The sequence below is a fragment of the Variovorax sp. Soil_C_33 genome, from assembly GCF_057656935.1.
Genome location: NZ_JBDGJK010000030.1, coordinates 1 through 17,170, shown reverse-complemented (window position 1 = coordinate 17,170; position 17,170 = coordinate 1). Strand labels below are relative to the sequence as shown.

Genomic DNA, 17,170 nt, shown 5'->3' with positions numbered 1-17,170 from the left:
TCAATTCTTGTTCCTACGGAGTTCGCGAAAGAACAGGCCACCCGGCACGGGCGGCTCTGCGCATGTTGGACTGAATAATCAATCGATGAAAGGGCGCGATGAGCCGGATGTACGTGCGCCCCAGGAGGTTGTGGCAATGCACGACGGTGGACACGACCAGGTAAGGCGCGCATTCCGCGGAGACTGTCCGCGTCTGGTGCAGCACCGACACCCGGAAGTCCAGGTGCTTGTCGTCTTCGCCCAGCAAGATCTCGTGCGTGTCCCTCTCATAGATCTTGAAGATGGAAATGCGGTCGTGGCGCGACTTGGCAGAAGGGCTTTTCAGCTGCCCCGAGGTCTTGAGGCCAAAGCCTGCAACGAGCGTATCGCGTGCTCGCATCAGGCCTGCGGCCCACGGCGCTTGCTGGGAGAAGAGAAAACGCGCAAGCAGCTCGGGATCGGTGACGGCGTCCTTCGGCAAGCGGATCGCGTAGGCGTCGGCCAGGTCCGTTGTCGCGTACGCGCGAGCGGCGCGTGATTCGCTGGGAAGCGCCACGCAGGCGACGGACCAATCGTTGTCATGCATGGGAATGTGATGCAGTCGCTCAGACGGGACGCAGTTGCTCGTCAAGTGAGCGAGTCTTCTCGGTGACGACGTCGCCCGTGTGCAATGTCGACTTGCGCTCGATCAGCATCAGATGGCATTCCTCTTCGGCCACCGGGTTGTGGCGCACGCCCTTCTGAACGACGAACATCTCGCCTTCGCCGAGCTCGATCGGGCCGCTTTCCATCTCGATGCGCAAACGACCCTTGAGCACGAGGAAGAGCTCGTCCTCGTTCTCGTGGCTGTGCCAGGCCAGCGAGCCCTGAACCTTGGCGACCTTGATGTAGGCGTCGTCGACCTCCGCGACGACGCGCGGCGACCAGAATTCGGCGAGCGAAGCGGCGATCTGCTTTGGGGAGGCGACATTCGGCATGGATTCTTTCGGATGGTGAGCGTCAACTGGCGTGAACACGCGAGGCCTCGATCTTCCCGAGCAGCCATTGCAGCCCCGCCAGGTGCTGCTGGTCATGGCTGCAGAGATAGTGAACGAGGCTGCGCAGCGTCAGCGGGCCGTAGCCTTCGAACTCCGCGGTGCGATCGAACTGTTCGGCGCTCAGCCCGGCGATGAGTGCCAGGGTCTTCGCGCGCGCCTCCCTGAAAGAGGCGAAGACGGCGGCCGTATCGGCCGTGGCATAGGCACGCGACTTGGCAAGCTCCTCGCTTTCGATGGATGCGAGCAAAGGGCTGGACTCGTTCAGCGTGCGCTGGAAGCGCACGTGATAGCCCTCGATCTCGATGTCGCGCACATGGCAGACCTGCTCGATGGCGGTGAACGCTTCGCTGGGTACGCCGTCCCAGGAAGGCGGTGCCCAATGCTTGAACTCTGCAGGAATGGCGCCATAGTGCGCCTCCAACTGCTGCGGAAAGCTTTCGAGGGCTTGGAGCGTGATGGGGTTCATATCTCAGGCTTGCGAACGCTTCCGGGCCGTGACTTCGATCTCGATTTTCATGCGCGGGTCGGCCAGGCCTGCGGAGATCATCATCGCCGCGGGACGCACCTCGCCGAAGTACTTGCGCAGCACCGGCCAGCATGATTCGAACTCGGCGCCGTTCGGCAGCACGTAGGTGACGCGAACCACGTCCTTCAAGCTTGCGTCTGCTTGCTGCAGCGCGGACTCGATGTTCTTCAGGCATTGCTCGGCCTGTTCGACCACGTCATTGGAGATCGTCATCGTTGCGTAGTCGAAGCCCGTCGTGCCAGAGACAAACACCCAGTCGCCATCGACGACGGCGCGCGAGTAGCCGATCTGCTCCTCGAAGGTGGAGCCGGAGCTGATGAGTTTTCTGGTCATGGGGGTATCCATCAAGACGGTTGCGGACCGTCGTAGCCCTCGATGATGACCAGGTCGATGGTCGAGACGGGCACACGCAGTTTGAGCGCTTCCCGATATTCGGGGGACTTCCAGCAGTCCAGGGCGGCCTGGTACGAAGGGAACTCGATCACGACGTTGCGCGTGCGGCTGGTGCCCTCGGGGTTCTCGAATCGGCCGGCGCGCACGAGGAAGCGTGCGCCAAACATCGCAAATGGTTTTGCGTTGGCTGCGACGTAAGCCTTGTAGGCCTCCGTATCGGCGACATCGACGCGGGCGATCCAGTATCCCTTCGGCATCTGCTTTCTCCTACGGCTGCTGAAATGTCTTGCTCAATGGCTGGGAGGTGGTCGGCAACTTCTCAAATTGCGGAAACGCTCAACTGGGCTTGAGGCGCACCACCGGCCGCTGCGGCTTGCGACGCGCAACTTCCTTGAAACCCGCGCGGTCGTACATCGACTTGGCACCGAACCACATCTGATCGTCGCCGGAGCGGCCGGGTTTGTCCACGGGGTACGCCTCGAGCAGCGTGGCGCCTCGTCTCCTGGCGTAGGCAATGGCTCCGTCGAGGAGCGCCTGCGCGACACCCTGGCCGCGGTACTCGGATGGCACGACGAAACAGATGATCGACCAGACGGGCTGGTCGTCAACCGCCTTCATCACGGGTGAGCGCTTGAGCCTGGCATATTCCTCGCGTGGCGCGAGCGATACCCAGCCGACCGGAACTTTGCCGCGATAGCCGATGAGGCCTGGCGGCGTGCCGGCTTCCACGAGTTCCTTCAGGTCCGCGCGATCGGCACGGGCACGCGTTGTCCCCGAGGGCAGGGCTTCGCGAGCGCCGCTTCGGCGGTAGTGCATACACCAGCACCCGCGAGCGACCGAGCACCCCTTGGCATTGAACAGCGCTTCGAGCTCAGGCCAGCGCCCGGGCGTGAGGGGCAGGACTGTGAGTTTCATGGGGCTTGCTTGAGGCGTCTAGCTATTCGACATGAGCAGCTTGCGGAGGAATGCAGGCACGTCCGCTCAATGGAAGGTCAGGGGCAATTGTGAATTCTGCTGCACCGGATGACACGGACACAAGACGCTTGTGGTGCAAGTGGCGGTGGCTCGGGCGGCATATGAGGTTTAGGCAATGAGTTGAAAGCGCACCATGCCTCCAGATTGGAGCCGCTCCGACACATGGTTATTGAACGGGTCGCCGTTCTGGAGGCCCTCCAGTGTGTAGGCGTGGAGCGAGACGCTGACGCGGTTGGGGCGAAATGAGTTCCAAAGAACAGAAAAACCGAAGCCGTGCTCCTCGGGCGCAAGCTCGCCCGCGAAGCATGTGCCTGCTGAGGACTCCAGTTTGAATGCGAGCTTTTCCTGCAGCCTGGGACGGCTGCGCAACTCGGCAAACATCGCCTCAGTGGGTTTGAAGTTTTCGATGACTTCGAGAGGTTCGGCCGGTGGATAGAGCTCGTCGATCGTCTTTCCGGGATGGCTCGTAGGCGCAGTTTCGAGAACCGACACCGTGACCACCTGGCCCCGCTGCACGGGTACATCGTTGACCCACATGAGATACGCGGATTCGCGGTCCTCAGGATGGCTACCGCCAGATACGTGAAGGTCGGCAGGAATTTTGTCGACTCGAGTTCCACTCACATGCACGGAGACGACGTCATAGCCGTCGGTGCACACAGTCGCAAGCGCTGTTCCGTCGATGGAAACTCTGAGGGCAGGCATGTTCGGCTTCTGGTGCGACGTGGTCGGCGCGAGTCAGCCTTCATCGGCGGCCGGAACAAACTGACCGGTTGCGGCGTCGCGGACGAAAGTCGAACCGACCGAGGAGTCCAGCAGCATGACGATGGAGTCGTCCTTGCTCAGCACGGCCCCCAGCGAGACGTAGGCGATGTTCCTTGCGTTGTCCATGTACTCATCCGATTCGTCGTTGGCCGTGATTCGCCACCCGCTGTCCTTCTCTTCATCCGGCGTCTCGCGGTACAGGTAGCCGATTTGCGCGCCATCCTGCAGAACTCGATTCGTGACGAAGCACCGCTTGATGTACCGCTCGACGAGGTTGTCGTCATCATCATGCTCGGTGCTGATGATGTGGCATGCCTGGAACTCCACCGGATCGCCAAGCTTGAGGTCCGGGATGTAGCGAGGAACATTGTCGAGACGCCCCTTGAAGCAGCCCTCGGCGCCGATCTCTTCGACCTGCACCCACATGCGCTCCGCCGACGGCGCTTCAGGATCGTCGGATTCGAATCGAAAGATCAGCTTGACGACTTCGCCGACCGCGATTTTCTGAATGATCTCTTGCGGCGGCTTGTAGAAGGTGTATCTGTTCTCCGCCGCGATCAGGTCGGCGTTCTCAAGCTGCCATGTCGGCATGCGCGGGCCGCCCTTCACTTCGGCGCCTCCACCTTCACCCGCCCATTCGGCACTTCCCCGAACATCTCCGGCGCATACAGCGCCTCGACCCGGCTCGGCGGCAGCGCAAAGTCCCCGACATTGTTCAGGCGCACCGTGTACTCCACCTTCACCACCCCCTTCGGGAGGTGCTGGTAGTAGCTGCGGAAAGCCTCGAAGCTGCGTTCTTCGAAAGCCGGCCAGCCGGCGCCGGTGCGCTTCTCGCCCTGCGTGGCGATCTGCGAATCGCGGCCCAGGCCGCCGCCGAGGATGGTGGCGCCGCCGGGGATCGGGTCGGTGATCGCGACCCAGGTCATGTCGGCGCTGGCGTTGACTTCCAGGCTCACGCGCAGCACGTCGCCGCGCGTGTAGACGCCCGGCACGGCTTGCTCGACCGGGGTGATGGTTTTCTTGATCGCATAGCCGGCCGCGAACGGCGCCTTCAGCTGCACCGCGGCGATGGACTGCAGCGTGAGCCAGGGCTTGCCGCTGCCGGACTGCGTGACCAGCAGGGTGTCGCGCGCCGCGTTCGATGCCGGCCAGGGCAGGAACATCGCGTTGTTGCGCAAGTTGCCCGGCGCGGCGGGCGCGCCGAAGGCCGTGGTCTGGTTCGGCGCGCCGCCGGCGTCGCTGGTCTTGATGCGCTCGACCTTGCGCCAGTCCACCTGGGCCTTGATCGCACCGAGGTTGGCGGCGGTGATGCCCGCGACCGGCGCACTTTCGAATTGCTTCGAGAATTTTTCCAGGGCCAGTCCGCCCCACAGGTTGGCGGTGGTGGTGTGCCAGGCGCCGTTCTGCTGGCGGCCGATGAAGCCGGCGGCCAGCTTGCCGATGTCGTCCTTCCAGGCCGGGTCGTCCAGCACCGTGAGCAGCAGGCGCGCGGTGTTGACGTCGCCGTTGGTCATCAGCCACCACCAGTAGTCCTCGCGCTCGGTGCTGAAGACCAGCTTGGTGCCTTGATAGGACAGGCGCGCCTTGAGCACGTTGTCCGCCTCGGCCATGCGCTGCTGGCGCTGCGGCACGTCGGGCACGCGCTTGAGGATGTTGAGCCAGTCGATCACTGCGCTGGTCGGCCACTGGTTGGGCGCGATGGTGATGCTGCCGGCCATGCGGCCCTGCGCCTTGCCGTAGCGCGAGAGCGCTTCGAGCGCGGCGAGCTTGCGCACGTCGAGGTCCTTCTGCGGGCTCCAGAACTCGCGCTGGATTCGGCCTTCGACGAAGGCGATCAGGCCTTGTTCCATCGGCGCGCGCGCCGCGTCGGGCAGCGCGAAGCTCGGGTCGAGCGCGGCGGCCTCGTGCGTGGCCGCGAGCAGGTACGCCGTCAGGATGTCGCTGCCGCGGTTGGCCTCGCCGTCGCGCGGCGGGAAGTAGTTGGCCAGGCCGTCGCCGTCGAGGTAGCTCGGCAGCTGCGCCACCACCGTCTGCCAGGCCTTGCCGTCGCGCAGGCCGATGGACTTGCTGGCCTTCTGCTCCAGGCAGGCATAGGGGTAGGCGGCGAACCAGTCGCGCACGCCCGTCAGGCCTTCGGCCAGCCGGGGCTGCAGAGAAAGCTTCAGGCCGCCGCGGCCGGGCAGGGCGTCGGCGGGCGGCGCCACGTCGAGCGTGAAGGGCCCGTCTAGCTGCACCAGCGTGGCCTGCTGCACCGTGAGCGGCACGGCCGGCACGATGCGCTGGCGCAGCTTGAGCGCATCGCGCGCGCCGCCGATCGTGTCCTTGGCCTCGATCTCCCACAGGAGGGCTTCGGCGCGCGTCTGCGCGAGCTGCGCGGGCGCCGTCACGTTCCAGGCGAGCTCGCGCGCTTCGCCGGCCGGAATGTCGACCGTCTGCGGCTCCAGCTTGATGAGCGTGGCGCGCGGCGTGGCCTCGACCTTCATCGCCTTTTGCGTCGTGTTGCGCAGCGTGATCTGGGCCCGGAACTGGTCGTCCTCGCGCACCAGCGGCGGCAGGCCGCTGACGATCTGCAGATCCTGCGTGGCCTGGATCGAGGTCTGGCCGGTGCCGAACAGGCCGGTGCCAGCGTCGGCCACCGCGACGATCTTGAAGGTGGTGAGCGTATCGTTGAGCGGCACCGTCACCGTGGCCTGCCCGTTGGCGTCGAGCACCACCGCGGGGTTCCACAAGAGCAGGGTGTCGAGCAGCTCGCGCGTCTGGCCCTTGCCGCCGCCGCCGCCCGCAGGCACGGCCTTGCGGCCGTAGTGCCGGCGGCCGACGATTTCCATCTGCGCGGTCGAGGTGCTCACGCCCCAGCTGCGCCGCTGCAGCATCGCTTCGAGCAGCTTCCAGCTGTCGTTGGGCATCAGCTCCAAGAGCGCCTGGTCGACCGCGGCCAGCGCGACCTCGGCGCCGGCGGCGGGCTTGCCGTCGGGCAGCTTGGCCGAGATGGTGACCAGCGCCTTGCCGCGCACCGGGTAGCTGGGCTTGTCGCTCGCCACCTTGACCTCGATCTGGTGCGCCTGCGTGCCGACGCGGATCTCGGCCAGGCCGAGCCGGTAGGCCGGCTTGCTCAGGTCGACCAGCGCGGTCGGCGCCACGTACTCTTTGCCCTCGTACCAGAAGGCGGTCCACCATTCGCGCGGCGCCTTGAAGCCCCAGGTGAAGAAGCTGTACCACGGCACTTCGCGCAGCCGCCCGCGCAGCGCGAGCACGCTCACATAGGCGTTGGGCCCCCACTCGGGCTTGACCCGCAGGCTCACCGTCGGGTCCTGCCCATTGAGCTGCACCACCTGCGTCTCGATCACGCCCTCGCGCTCCACCGACACCAGCGCGGTCGCAAAGCGGAAGGGGCTGCGCACCTGGAACTTGGCCGTCTCGCCGGGCTGGTAGCTCTTCTTCTCGGGCAGCACGTCGATGCGGTCGTGGTCCTCGCCGCCGAACCAGAGCTCGCCCTGCCTGGTGACGTAGACCGAGCTCGCGGCGCGGCTGTCGCGGCCGTCCTTATCGGTGGCGCTGGCGATCAGTTCGACCTGGCCGGCTTCCTTGAGCTCGGCCTCGCACAAGAGCAGGCCGCGCGCATCGCTCTTGCCGCTGCACACGGTGCCGATCTCCTTCACCTCGGTCTTGTTGTCGTAGGTGTAGAAGCCGCCCACCATGCGCTTGCGGCTGGTGGTGGTGATGCGCGCGATGGCACGCACGTTGAGCGTCACGCCTTCCTGCGGCTTGCCCGTAAGGTCGAGCGCCAACGCCTGGAACTTGAGCTTCTGACTGGTCGAGACCCAGCCCTCGGTCTTGATGCCGGCGATCACGGCCGCGGGCCACAGCGTCTGCACGCTGCGCAAGGTCTGCACTTCGCCGTTCGGATCGGAGTAGGTCGCTTCGAGCAGCAGCTCGCGCGGCGTCGCCTTGGCGAGCGGAAACTTCTCGATCGTGAGCTTGCCGGCGCCGTTCTTGTCGAGCGTGAGCGGCAGCTTGTCGGCGATCACGCGCAGGTCCTGCGCGGCCGAATCGGATTCTTCTGCGTCGACCGCGATCAGGCCATCCTTGCGCGGCGGCGAGAAGCTGAAGGCATCGAAGTCGGCGAACGAGAGGCTCTTGGCTCGCACGGCCGCCGACACGCGCACCGGCAGGTTGGCCGCGGCGCCGCCGGCCACGTAGTTGATCTGCACCTCGGTGGGCAGCGAGGTCGCGGCCACCAGCGGCTTCTTCTCGCTGGGCGCGATGCGGCCTTCGAGCACCGGCAGGCGGAATTCCTCGACGCGGAATTGGCCGGTGCTGTAGCTGCCTTGGTCGCCATCCTTGCCGCTCCTGAGCTCGACCTGGTAGACGCCGAGCTTGGCCGCCGGCGGAATCGCGAAGGTGTTCTCGCCGCTCTGCCCGCCGGTCGCGGTCTTGCGCCACTTCAGCGGCTGTGTGTATTGCTGGCCGCTGCCCACGTGCGTGACGACCAGCGTGTCGGGCAGGGTGTCCGGCAGCCCGAAGCCCATGCTGGTCTGGGTGCGGATCAGGTGCTTCATCGACACCGTTTCGCCGGCGCGCAGCAGGCTGCGGTCGAACACCGTGTGGGCGACGCGGTCGGGCTGCGGCTCCAGGCTGGTCGGCACGTTGAAGCGCCAGGGCTCGATGCCGCGCTGCCAGTCGCTCCAGGTGAAGGCGAGGTCTTCCACGCCCTTGTCGTCTTTCGCGCGGGCGCTCACGAAGTAGGCGTCGCTGCTGTAGTCGCCATCTTCACTGTTCGGGCTGGAGCAGCTCGGTGCATCCGGCGCGATGCCCCTCAGTTGCACCAGGCCGCGCGCATCCGTCATGCCCGCGGCCACTTCGCGGCCATTGCAGTCCGAGACGCGCACGGCGGCGTTGGCCACCACCTTGCCCTTGTCCAGCGTCGTGACCCAGGCCACAGCATTTTCGCGCCCCAGCTTGAAGTGCACCGCGAGGTTGGTGGCCAGCGCGGTGGTGCGCACGTACATCGTGCGGCCGGTGCCGTAGCGCTCGTCGAGCAGCGCGTCGCCGAGCTTCTGCGATGCGATCTCGAGCACGTGGAAGCCCGGGCTGAGCGGGATGCCGATCACCTCGAAGGGGCGTGGGTCGCCACCTTCGGCCTTGGGCATGTCCAGCGTCTTCACGTGGGCCTGGCCGCCGAGCAGCGAGACCATGCGGGTCTGGATGCGCTCGCGGTCCTCCTTGTCGATCACCTTGGGCAGCGCGCCCTTCACGTCGCGTGCCGCCTGCTTGCGGTCGACCGTGTAGTTGGTGTCGTAGCGGCGGACCTTGCGGAACCACGCGATGATCTCGGCGTCGGTCTTCGGGCTCATGTCGCTGACCTTGGCCGGCGTGAGCGCCTGCACCTGCAGCGCGGGCTCGACGCGCCGCACCGTCACCGGCATGAGCGCCGTGCCGCCGGGTTCGGCCAGCCGCTCCACCACGCCGAAGGGCGAGGCGGCGAACTTGGCCAGCGGCGGCATGGCGCCGGTCGAAACCTTGAGCGGAAAGCTGTCGGGCGATGCCAGCGCGCGGCCCGAGGCATCCACGAACTTCGCCGGCAGCTCGATCGTGAAGGGCGTCTGCTCGGCGAAGGGCGGCGGGAAGCTCACCGAGTCGACCACCGCATCCTCGGCCGCGTTCTCGTCGTCGAACTTCGGCTTGATCGTCTTGCCACTGCCTTTGAGCGTGATCTGCGCCGCCAGCTTGCGCGACACCGGCGCATTGAACTGCAGCACCATCGGCTTGAGCGGCAGGCAGGCCGACTGCGCGTTCTCGCGCTCGCAGGTGAAGGAGACGGCGAAGGGCTCGCGCACCTCGAAGTTGAGCCGCCGCTCGATGTTGTTGACCACGCCCGAGGGCGTGGCGACGCCCTTGCCGTAGACCAGCTGCAGGCGCCCGCCCGGCGTCAGCGTGCGGTTGCATTGCAGCGTGACGAAGCGCAGCGGCGTCTTCTCGGCTTCCTTGTCGCGGCCGAAGGCCTTGAGCAGGGCGGTGCGCTGCTCGCCTTCGATGAGCCTGACCGGGATGCGCTCGCCGACGCCGTCGGCCTGGCACCAGACGTTTTCGCGCACGCTCTCCTGCGTGGCCGCCCCGTTGAGCTCGAGCATGAACTGCTGCTCTTCGTCGATCTTGCCGTAGCTCGGCTGGTGGTTGCGCACGAAGGGACCGCCGCTGTTGAACTGGTAGCGCTCCGGACCGGTCAGGTCGGCGCCGGAAGCCGACTTGAAGGAACTCACCCGCGTCACCGTGCAGCGCACGCCGGGCGGCAGGTCGTTCTCGAAGTCGTACACCCACTGCTTCTCGCCGGTCCAGCGGCCGGTGCCCTTGGCCGCCTGCGCGTCGGTGCAGCTCACGGCCAGCGGGGCGGGGGCCTTGGGGTCGCCGAAGTTGATGGCCGCCTGGTCGAACTTGGTCACCACTTGCCGGATGCGCGCCACCTCGCCCTGCGGCGTGAGGCTGGTGATCTGCAGCGCATGGGCGCCGAGAGAGATAAAGGCCAGTGCGGCGGCCGCGAGGGCGCGCGTTGTCGTTCTCGTTTTCAACAGACTTCTCCTTCGGGGCGCGAGCGTAGCGCAACTGGGCGCAAGCGCCATGGCACGCCATGTGCCTCCACTATGATCGATCGATATGAAACTGTTGTTGAGCCACCCTGCAGGCAACCAGAATGTTCGCGCGATGCTCGATGGCTTGGAAACAGCCGGCATGCTGGCCCGCTTCTCGACCACGCTCGCCGTGTCGCCGGACAGCCTCGCACTGAAGCTGGTGCCGGAGGGCCTGAGCCGCGACCTGCTGCGGCGGCGCTTCAAGGTGCCGCGCGAGAAGATCCTGCAGCACCCCTGGCGTGAGGTGGCGCGGACGGTGTGCAACAAGATCGGCTGGGGCTATCCGCTGCGCCACGAGGAAGGCTTTGCTTCCATCGACGGCGTGCTGCAGGATTTCGATCGCTTCACCGCCGGCGTCTTGCCGAAGGTGCACCAGCAGCATGGCCTGGGCGCCGTCTACACCTACGAGGACTCCGCCCTCGACACCTTCAAGGCCGCGAAGTCGCTGGACCTGAAATGCGTCTACGACCTGCCCATTTCCTACTGGGAGGTAGGTCGCCGGCTGATGGAGGACGAACTGCAGCGCCTGCCGGCCTGGGCCGGCGCCATGGGCGGCGGCATGTCCGACTCGCCGGCCAAGCTGGAGCGCAAGGCGCAGGAGCTGGCGCTGGCCGACCTGGTGGTGGTGCCCAGCCGCTTCGTGGCCGATTCGCTGCCGTCGTGGGCTGCGCAGAAAACCAAGGTGCTGTCGCCCTTCGGCTCGCCGGCGTCGACCGGTGCGCCGTCGCGCGAGGCGGTCGACCCCTCGCGTCCGCTGCGTGTGCTCTTCGTGGGCTCCATGGGCCAGCGCAAGGGGCTGGCCGACCTGTTCCAGGCCATGCAATTGCTCAAGGGCGAGAACATCGAGCTGATCGCCATGGGCTCCCTGCTCACCGACCTGGACTTCTACCGCAGCCAGTGCCCCGGCTTCACGTACGAGAAGGGCCGCCCGCACTCCGAGGTGCTGAAGCTGATGCGCAGCTGCGACGTGTTCTGCCTGCCCTCGCTCTACGAAGGGCGCGCGCTGGTGATGCAGGAGGCGATGAGCCAGGGCCTGCCGGTGGTCATCACGCCCAACACGGGCGGCGAGGATCTCGTGATCGAGGGCAAGACCGGCTTCCTGGTGCCCATCCGCTCGCCCGAGAAGATCGCCGAGAAGCTGTCCTGGTTCAACCAGAACCGGCAGGAGCTGCCGGCGATGAAAGAGGCGGCGATGCAGCACGCGGCCAGCTACACCTGGCCCAACTACAGCCACGTCGTGATCGACGCGATCCGCAAGCTAGCGCCGTAGCGAATCCACCTGCCTGACCGCTGGGGCCCCTGACGCCCGGCACCCCTCCGATGAATCGCTACTGGGAAATCGATGCGCTGCGCGGCTTGATGCTCGTGCTGATGACGGTCACCCACTTGCCGACGCGCTTCACCGATCCGCTGGGGCAGCCCTTCGGCTTCGTCTCGGCGGCCGAGGGCTTCGTCGTGCTGTCGGCCTTCGTCGCCGGGCTGGTCTACACCCGCATCGGGCAGCGGCAGGGCGTCGATTCGATGCGCCGCGCCTTCTGGCGGCGCGCGCTCAAGGTCTACATGGCGCAGGCGGCGACGCTGCTCTTCCTCTTCACCATCATCGGCACGGTCGGCACGCGCATCGACCAGCCGGCGGTGACGAACCTGCTCTCCTACTACCTCGCCGATCCGTCCGAGGCCTTCGTCTTCTCGCTGCTGCTGGTGTACGAGCCGGCCCTGCTCGACATCCTGCCGATGTACATCTTCTTCATGCTGATGAGCCCGTGGGTGCTGGCCTTTGCGATGCGCCACGGCTGGACCGGCGTGGTGGTCGCCAGCGCGACGCTGTGGGCGCTGGCGCAATTTGGGCTCAGCGAGTGGCTCTACGAACAGGCGGTGCGCTATCTCGGCCTGTCCGTGCCCTTCCATGAGATGGGGGCCTTCAATGCCTTCGCCTGGCAATTCCTGTGGTTCGCGGGGCTGTGGATGGGGGCGAGCCGCAACGCGCCCGATGCCAAGCCGTTCCGGTTTCCGAACTGGCTGGTGGCGCTGGCCGCGGCGGCAGCGCTCTACGGCTTCTGGTGGCGGCACCACGGCATCAATGGCCAGGCGCCCTTCGGCGGCGACGAACGGATGAACCTGCTGTTCGACAAGTGGCAGCTCGGGCCCCTGCGCATCGTCAACCTCGTGGTGCTCGGCATCCTCGCGGTGCGATTCGGGCCGGCCTTCATGCGGCGCATCCCGCGGCTGCATGCGCTCGAAGCCATGGGCTCGGCTTCGCTGCCGGTTTTCTGCGCGCACTTGGTGGCGGTGCTGCTCGTGCTGGCCTTCTATGGCGACAGCCAGCTGGCGCGGCCCTGGTGGGGCGATGTGCTGCTGCTGGGGGCGGTGCTCGGCTGGCTCTACGCGGTTGCACGCACCGCGCTCTGGCTGGGGCGCCGGGCCCGGGCCCGGGACAAGAACGACGACGCTCCCACCGTCTGGCCGGACTGAGCATTAGTTCACACAAGCCGATGGAAATTCCGGCGCGCGAGCGGCGCAGGCCAGGCCGGGCACTGGTTCACGACAACATCGCGGAGAGGAGAAATATGACCATCGAACTGAACGCAAGACCGCTGCGGGCCGGCGGCTACCTGTTGGCCCTGCTCGCGCTCGTGGCCTGTTCGCCGCGCGTGCCCAGCAAGCTCGACGAACCCATGATCCGGAGCCTCGCCAGTGCAGGCGCACGCGCCGCCGCGCAGCGCGATGCCACTGCCTTGTGCAGCCAGCTCACCGACGACGCGAAGATCCGACTCGTCGAGGTGCGCTTCACGGGTTCGGACATCAAGCGCTTCGACAAGCCGCAATGGTGCGAGTATCTGAAGCTGGGCTACGCGGCCATGCCTGCCAACGTGGAGGTGAGCACCAGCGTGAACGTGCGCTCCATCGCCATCGCGGCGGATGGCAAGAGTGCAGGCATGGAGGCGGACGTGATCGAGGAAATAAACCTGGGCGGGCGCGGCCTGCGCATGACCAGCCAGCAGAGCGCGACCGTGGTGCTGGTGGCGGGGCAGGCGAAGTATTCGGAGGTGAGTGCGAGGATGACGGGTGGGCAGTGAGCAGACGGCATCGCGCAGCACGCCGCGTCCACATGAAAAGCACGCGCACCTGAAAACGAGACCGCCGGTCGGTGCGGGAAGCATCGATCCGCATCGCGACAATTGATCAGATTTTGCTGGGGGCGCAACGCCCCAGAATTGCCCGCCGCGCCATCACAACATGCAGGCCGGGCGATGCGAATCAGGGAAGGCACGGGACTGAAGCCCCTCCATCGAACACGTGCTCGTTGCTACGTCGACCTCGACTTCAGACGCGCCGCTGCGCCTGCGATGCATCACGTGTTCACATGGAAAGCAAAAAGATCTTCGTTCCCTTGCTGCTGTCACTCCTTCTCCTCCATGCGTGCGGCGGTGGCGGTGGCAGTAAGCAGATTTGGTCATTGAGGACAGATCGATCTTTCCTGCCGCCGCGAATTCGCCCTTCGTGAACTACGCCTTTCTTGTCGAGCCGGGTGAATATCTTCTCAGCGCATTCAGCGTGAGAGTCGCGAAAAGCGTCTCGAAGGTCGGGTATTTCAAGGCCGAGCGAGGCGAACTTGTTTCGGCGGGGACGTCGAAAGGCGGTAGCTTCACTGTCAGCGTCGGCGAGATCGTCTACATCGGTCATTTCGCTTTGGATTGCTTCCAGAACCCCATGCCGTGGCGCTTCTACCTGGATAGCCAGAACGACTTCGCAAGCTATCTGAGAGATGTGCAGAAGGAGTCGCCCGGCATTGATGTCGACCGGGCGATATTCCGCTTGTTCAAGACCACAACCATGGGTCACGCCTTCGAGTTGCCTTCAGCCCGTTGAGCCTCGAGGGTGCCGCGGCAACTATCTCCCATCACCCACCTCAACCTGTCCTCCTCATGAGACCAGCAGCTCTCTTTCTGGTAGCCACCGCCTGCACATTGACCGCACGCGCCTACCGCGACATCAACCCCGAAACCGCGGCTGCCGACGAGCGCGCCAACAATGGCTACGAGGCGCTTCGCTTGGTTGAACCTGGCACGGCGAAGTTGGTCCTGCGGGCCCGCGGCGCCGGCTATCCCGCTCACTTTTCGGTCAGCGCCTCGCCACAGGTCTGCCGGGACTTCGTGCCCTCCGGCTACGTGGCTTACAGCGGCCGCGGTATCGTGCTTCCGTGGATTGCCAGAATGAATGAGCGCACGCGAAGCGCAGTGACCGGGCAACAGCCCTATCTTGTTCACGAAGCCAAGCCGGGCGTTCCCCGCCAGGTGCGTGGATACGGCTACATCCAGGACGGACACGGCGCGCGCGCCCGCTTCGGCCATTGCGGGCCTGCTGTGATGCGCTTCACTCCGGAGCAGGGCCGCGCCTACACCGTGGAGTTCATCTGGACCGGCAATGCTGCATGCGTTCTGGCCGTGACGGATGCCACGGCGCCGGATGCTCCGGTTCCTGTGCCTACGGAAGTGATCGAGGGACTGTCCCGCACCAGGATGAGCGGCACTTTCCTGCTGGAGCGATCGGTCTAGGGCACGACAGCAGATGCTGTCGCGGGCAGATACCCCGCAATCACCGACCGCCACAACCTGTACCCCTCGTCATTGAGGTGCAGCATGTCCCCGCGGAACAACTCCGCCCGCGGCCTTCCATCCGCCCCCAGCATCGGCGTAAAGATATCGATGTACTCGCTGTTCGGCAGCCGGTTCAAATACGCCCCGATGATGTCGTTGGTCTCGCGCATCTGCGGCAGCAGCTTCTCGCGCGAGGGGCTGGGCTTGATCGAGATGTAGCTGATGCGCGTGTCCGGCAGTTCGGCGCGCACGACGTTCGCGAAGCGGGCGAAGCTCTCCAGTATCTGTAGCGGCGTGTGACCCTCGGCCAGGTCGTTGTCGCCGGCGTAGATGAACACGTGGCGCGGCTTGTAGCGCACCACGAGTTCGCGGGCGAAGTAGCTGCAGTCGGTCATGGTCGAGCCGCCGAAGCCGCGGTTGATGACCACTGGCAATTGCGGGAAGTCCTGCGCGAGCTTGGTCCAGAAGCGGATGGTGGAGCTGCCGACGAAGAGCACGCCGCCCTCGGCGGGCGGGTTCTGCTTGTCGGCACGCGCGAAGGCGGCGAGTTCGCTCTGCCAGCGGCTCTGGGCGGCCAGGTAGGCCGGCGAGGGTGCCGTATCCGCGGCGATGGGCTGCGCCTGCGACGGCAGCACCGTCAGCAGCAGTGCAAGCGGAAGGAGGAGGGCGAAGCGGGTGGCGGCAACAGCAACAAGGTTCATCTCAAAGCGTCTTCTCGATGAGCGGTCCCTTGAACAGCACCGGCCCGGTCGGCCCGCGCTCGCTGGGCACGCCGCCCTTGGGTTCGAGGCTGATGGCCAGCGCCGGCACGGCGCGCATGTCGGCTTCTTGCGCTGTCAGCTTGAGCGCCGCGTCGCGGCCGAGCACGCCGAGCGAGCGCGGTGCGCCGCCGGGCGGCAGCGCCCACAGTTGCAGCGACTTGTCTTCGCCTTCGCGGAAGCCGCCGACGCGTTGCAAGACCAGTTGCCGGTTCTTCGGGTCGAAGGTCACCAGCATGGACGGGGCCGCCTGGTCGTCCGACAGCACGGCGACGTACTGCACGGCCGGCGCATTGCGCAGCTGTTCGTTGAGGTTCACGCCAACCAGCACCGCCATCACGGTGGCGAGTGCGCCGGCCGCCGCCGCGCCGCGCCAGAGCGCCAGGCTGCGCAGCCAGCCGGCCTTGGGCGGCGCCGCTTCTGGCGTGGCCGGCACGGCGCGCTGGCGCGCGATGGCCTGCTGCTCCTGCTCGGCTTCGATCAGGTTGCGGATGCGGGTCCAGACGGCGGCATCGGGCACCACCGGCTCTTGCAGCTCGGCCATGCTCGCGAGCCGGCCTTGCCAGACCAGCGCCGCGGCGCGCACCGGCGCCTGTTCGCGTGCGATGGCCTCGAAGCGCCGGCGGGCGCCGCCGCGCAGGGTGCCGAGCGCATGGCTCGCGGCCAGCAGGTCGAGCAGTTGAGGATTGGCGGGCAGGTTCATGGTGGTGCTGCGGCTGTCTTCTTCATGCGAAGCGATGCATGCAGGTGCGAAGCTTCTCCAGGCCGCGCCGGATCCAGGTCTTGACGGTGCCGAGTGGCAGCTTCAGCTGCTCGGCCAGTTCGCCGTGGCTGAGGTCGCGCAGATAGGCCAGGCTCAACACCTCGCGCTGCCGGCCTTCGAGCTGGCTCAGGCACTGGTGCAGCGCCCAGGCCTGCTCGCTGGCGTCCGCGGCGTCCATCGGGTTCGGCGCATCGGACTCGAGGGTGTCGGCCATCACGTCGTCGAACTCCTGCGTCATCTGGGCGCGGTCGGCGGTGCGGCGGCGCAGCAGGTCGAGCGAGCGGCTGCGCACGATGAGTCCCAGCCAGGCCAGCGGCGGACTCAGCGAGGCGCGGTAGTCGCCGGCCACGCGCCAGATGGTCAGGAAGGATTCCTGCAGCACGTCCTCGGCCCACTCGCGCTGCCGCACGACGCGCATCGCCAGGCCGAAGAGCTTGGGCGCGGTGCGGTCGTAGAGCAAGCGCAGCGCCGCTTCGTCGCGCCGGCCGATGCGGTCGATCAGTGCCATCAGTTCGGCGTCGGGGCTGGGTGCAGGCATGCGCGGATTGTGGAGCATCGGTTTTCATAGGGACGATACGGCAGCGGCAACCCGACGGATTCAAGACGGGCTGAATCCGGCCGCGCCGATGCCGCGTATGAGGGGTGAGCTTCCCCTCCCTCAGCACCCTCAGACCCAAGGAGATGGTATGGACGCCTCCCCCTCGCTGATCGACTGCGGTAGCGGAGGTACGGGGGATGAAGGGGGCCTCG

The 17,170-nt window shown here is 66.3% G+C and carries 17 protein-coding genes; 5 read left to right on the top strand and 12 right to left on the bottom strand.

The window, feature by feature from the left end:
• Positions 1-13: 13 nt before the first annotated feature.
• The 9 genes from AC3A6B_RS29295 to AC3A6B_RS29255 form a co-directional block, all read right to left on the bottom strand.
• Positions 14-565 (bottom strand): DUF2867 domain-containing protein, encoded by a 552-nt coding sequence (locus tag AC3A6B_RS29295; protein ID WP_487840147.1) that lies wholly within the window; start codon positions 563-565, stop codon positions 14-16.
• 19 nt (positions 566-584) lie between these two features.
• Positions 585-956, bottom strand: coding sequence for a cupin domain-containing protein (locus AC3A6B_RS29290; protein ID WP_487840146.1), 372 nt, complete (start codon positions 954-956; stop codon positions 585-587).
• A 22-nt stretch (positions 957-978) separates the two neighbouring features.
• Entirely contained in the window at positions 979-1,482 is a 504-nt protein-coding gene (locus AC3A6B_RS29285) for a DinB family protein (RefSeq protein WP_487840145.1), read from the bottom strand.
• Between the two features lie 3 nt (positions 1,483-1,485).
• Positions 1,486-1,875: a RidA family protein gene (locus tag AC3A6B_RS29280; RefSeq protein ID WP_487840144.1), complete on the bottom strand. Its 390-nt coding sequence runs from the start codon at positions 1,873-1,875 to the stop codon at positions 1,486-1,488.
• A gap of 11 nt (positions 1,876-1,886) precedes the next feature.
• Positions 1,887-2,192 carry a DUF1330 domain-containing protein gene (locus AC3A6B_RS29275; RefSeq protein ID WP_487840143.1) on the bottom strand — a complete coding sequence of 102 codons (306 nt, stop codon included), beginning with the start codon at positions 2,190-2,192 and terminating at the stop codon, positions 1,887-1,889.
• Between the two features lie 79 nt (positions 2,193-2,271).
• Positions 2,272-2,850 (bottom strand): GNAT family N-acetyltransferase, encoded by a 579-nt coding sequence (locus tag AC3A6B_RS29270; RefSeq protein WP_487840142.1) that lies wholly within the window; start codon positions 2,848-2,850, stop codon positions 2,272-2,274.
• 168 nt (positions 2,851-3,018) lie between these two features.
• Positions 3,019-3,615 carry a hypothetical protein gene (locus AC3A6B_RS29265; RefSeq protein ID WP_487840141.1) on the bottom strand — a complete coding sequence of 199 codons (597 nt, stop codon included), beginning with the start codon at positions 3,613-3,615 and terminating at the stop codon, positions 3,019-3,021.
• Positions 3,616-3,648: 33 nt separating this feature from the next.
• Complete coding sequence (locus AC3A6B_RS29260) at positions 3,649-4,284, bottom strand: immunity protein Imm33 domain-containing protein (protein WP_487840140.1); 636 nt, start codon at positions 4,282-4,284, stop codon at positions 3,649-3,651.
• Positions 4,281-10,292 (bottom strand): alpha-2-macroglobulin family protein, encoded by a 6,012-nt coding sequence (locus AC3A6B_RS29255; protein WP_487840139.1) that lies wholly within the window; start codon positions 10,290-10,292, stop codon positions 4,281-4,283. Before AC3A6B_RS29255 ends, AC3A6B_RS29260 begins: the two co-directional genes overlap by 4 nt.
• Before the next feature lie 34 nt (positions 10,293-10,326).
• Here AC3A6B_RS29255 and AC3A6B_RS29250 point away from each other — a divergent pair, with 34 nt between their 5' ends.
• From AC3A6B_RS29250 to AC3A6B_RS29230, 5 genes are all read left to right on the top strand, one after another.
• On the top strand, positions 10,327-11,571 hold the full coding sequence (locus AC3A6B_RS29250; RefSeq protein WP_487840138.1) for a glycosyltransferase family 4 protein: 1,245 nt from the start codon (positions 10,327-10,329) through the stop codon (positions 11,569-11,571).
• 50 nt (positions 11,572-11,621) lie between these two features.
• Entirely contained in the window at positions 11,622-12,773 is a 1,152-nt protein-coding gene (gene opgC, locus AC3A6B_RS29245) for an OpgC domain-containing protein (protein WP_487840137.1), read from the top strand.
• A gap of 95 nt (positions 12,774-12,868) precedes the next feature.
• Positions 12,869-13,378 (top strand): hypothetical protein, encoded by a 510-nt coding sequence (locus AC3A6B_RS29240; RefSeq protein ID WP_487840136.1) that lies wholly within the window; start codon positions 12,869-12,871, stop codon positions 13,376-13,378.
• A gap of 424 nt (positions 13,379-13,802) precedes the next feature.
• A complete protein-coding gene (locus AC3A6B_RS29235) occupies positions 13,803-14,171 on the top strand; it encodes a hypothetical protein (RefSeq protein WP_487840135.1) in 369 nt (122 codons plus the stop codon).
• A gap of 56 nt (positions 14,172-14,227) precedes the next feature.
• The gene (locus tag AC3A6B_RS29230) at positions 14,228-14,857 is read left to right on the top strand and encodes a hypothetical protein (RefSeq protein ID WP_487840134.1); all 630 of its coding nucleotides are present in this window, start codon (positions 14,228-14,230) and stop codon (positions 14,855-14,857) included.
• Here AC3A6B_RS29230 and AC3A6B_RS29225 read toward each other — a convergent pair.
• From AC3A6B_RS29225 to AC3A6B_RS29215, 3 genes are read right to left on the bottom strand one after another with little or no spacing between them, the layout of a single operon-like run.
• Positions 14,854-15,600: an SGNH/GDSL hydrolase family protein gene (locus AC3A6B_RS29225; protein WP_487840133.1), complete on the bottom strand. Its 747-nt coding sequence runs from the start codon at positions 15,598-15,600 to the stop codon at positions 14,854-14,856. The two genes, AC3A6B_RS29230 and AC3A6B_RS29225, sit on opposite strands and share 4 nt — an antisense overlap.
• Position 15,601: 1 nt before the next feature.
• Positions 15,602-16,360 carry an anti-sigma factor gene (locus tag AC3A6B_RS29220; protein WP_487840132.1) on the bottom strand — a complete coding sequence of 253 codons (759 nt, stop codon included), beginning with the start codon at positions 16,358-16,360 and terminating at the stop codon, positions 15,602-15,604.
• 22 nt (positions 16,361-16,382) lie between these two features.
• Positions 16,383-16,958, bottom strand: coding sequence for an RNA polymerase sigma factor (locus AC3A6B_RS29215; RefSeq protein WP_487840131.1), 576 nt, complete (start codon positions 16,956-16,958; stop codon positions 16,383-16,385).
• Positions 16,959-17,170: the final 212 nt, after the last annotated feature.

What these genes read in the sequence shown, in the direction of transcription:
- AC3A6B_RS29295 (WP_487840147.1), bottom strand. Translation starts at nt 565, where the DNA reads ATGCATGACAACGATTGGTCCGTCGCCTGCGTGGCGCTTCCCAGCGAA.
- AC3A6B_RS29290 (WP_487840146.1), bottom strand. Translation starts at nt 956, where the DNA reads ATGCCGAATGTCGCCTCCCCAAAGCAGATCGCCGCTTCGCTCGCCGAA.
- AC3A6B_RS29285 (WP_487840145.1), bottom strand. Translation starts at nt 1,482, where the DNA reads ATGAACCCCATCACGCTCCAAGCCCTCGAAAGCTTTCCGCAGCAGTTG.
- AC3A6B_RS29280 (WP_487840144.1), bottom strand. Translation starts at nt 1,875, where the DNA reads ATGACCAGAAAACTCATCAGCTCCGGCTCCACCTTCGAGGAGCAGATC.
- AC3A6B_RS29275 (WP_487840143.1), bottom strand. Translation starts at nt 2,192, where the DNA reads ATGCCGAAGGGATACTGGATCGCCCGCGTCGATGTCGCCGATACGGAG.
- AC3A6B_RS29270 (WP_487840142.1), bottom strand. Translation starts at nt 2,850, where the DNA reads ATGAAACTCACAGTCCTGCCCCTCACGCCCGGGCGCTGGCCTGAGCTC.
- AC3A6B_RS29265 (WP_487840141.1), bottom strand. Translation starts at nt 3,615, where the DNA reads ATGCCTGCCCTCAGAGTTTCCATCGACGGAACAGCGCTTGCGACTGTG.
- AC3A6B_RS29255 (WP_487840139.1), bottom strand. Translation starts at nt 10,292, where the DNA reads ATGGCGCTTGCGCCCAGTTGCGCTACGCTCGCGCCCCGAAGGAGAAGT.
- AC3A6B_RS29250 (WP_487840138.1), top strand. Translation starts at nt 10,327, where the DNA reads ATGAAACTGTTGTTGAGCCACCCTGCAGGCAACCAGAATGTTCGCGCG.
- opgC (WP_487840137.1), top strand. Translation starts at nt 11,622, where the DNA reads ATGAATCGCTACTGGGAAATCGATGCGCTGCGCGGCTTGATGCTCGTG.
- AC3A6B_RS29240 (WP_487840136.1), top strand. Translation starts at nt 12,869, where the DNA reads ATGACCATCGAACTGAACGCAAGACCGCTGCGGGCCGGCGGCTACCTG.
- AC3A6B_RS29230 (WP_487840134.1), top strand. Translation starts at nt 14,228, where the DNA reads ATGAGACCAGCAGCTCTCTTTCTGGTAGCCACCGCCTGCACATTGACC.
- AC3A6B_RS29225 (WP_487840133.1), bottom strand. Translation starts at nt 15,600, where the DNA reads ATGAACCTTGTTGCTGTTGCCGCCACCCGCTTCGCCCTCCTCCTTCCG.
- AC3A6B_RS29220 (WP_487840132.1), bottom strand. Translation starts at nt 16,360, where the DNA reads ATGAACCTGCCCGCCAATCCTCAACTGCTCGACCTGCTGGCCGCGAGC.
- AC3A6B_RS29215 (WP_487840131.1), bottom strand. Translation starts at nt 16,958, where the DNA reads ATGCCTGCACCCAGCCCCGACGCCGAACTGATGGCACTGATCGACCGC.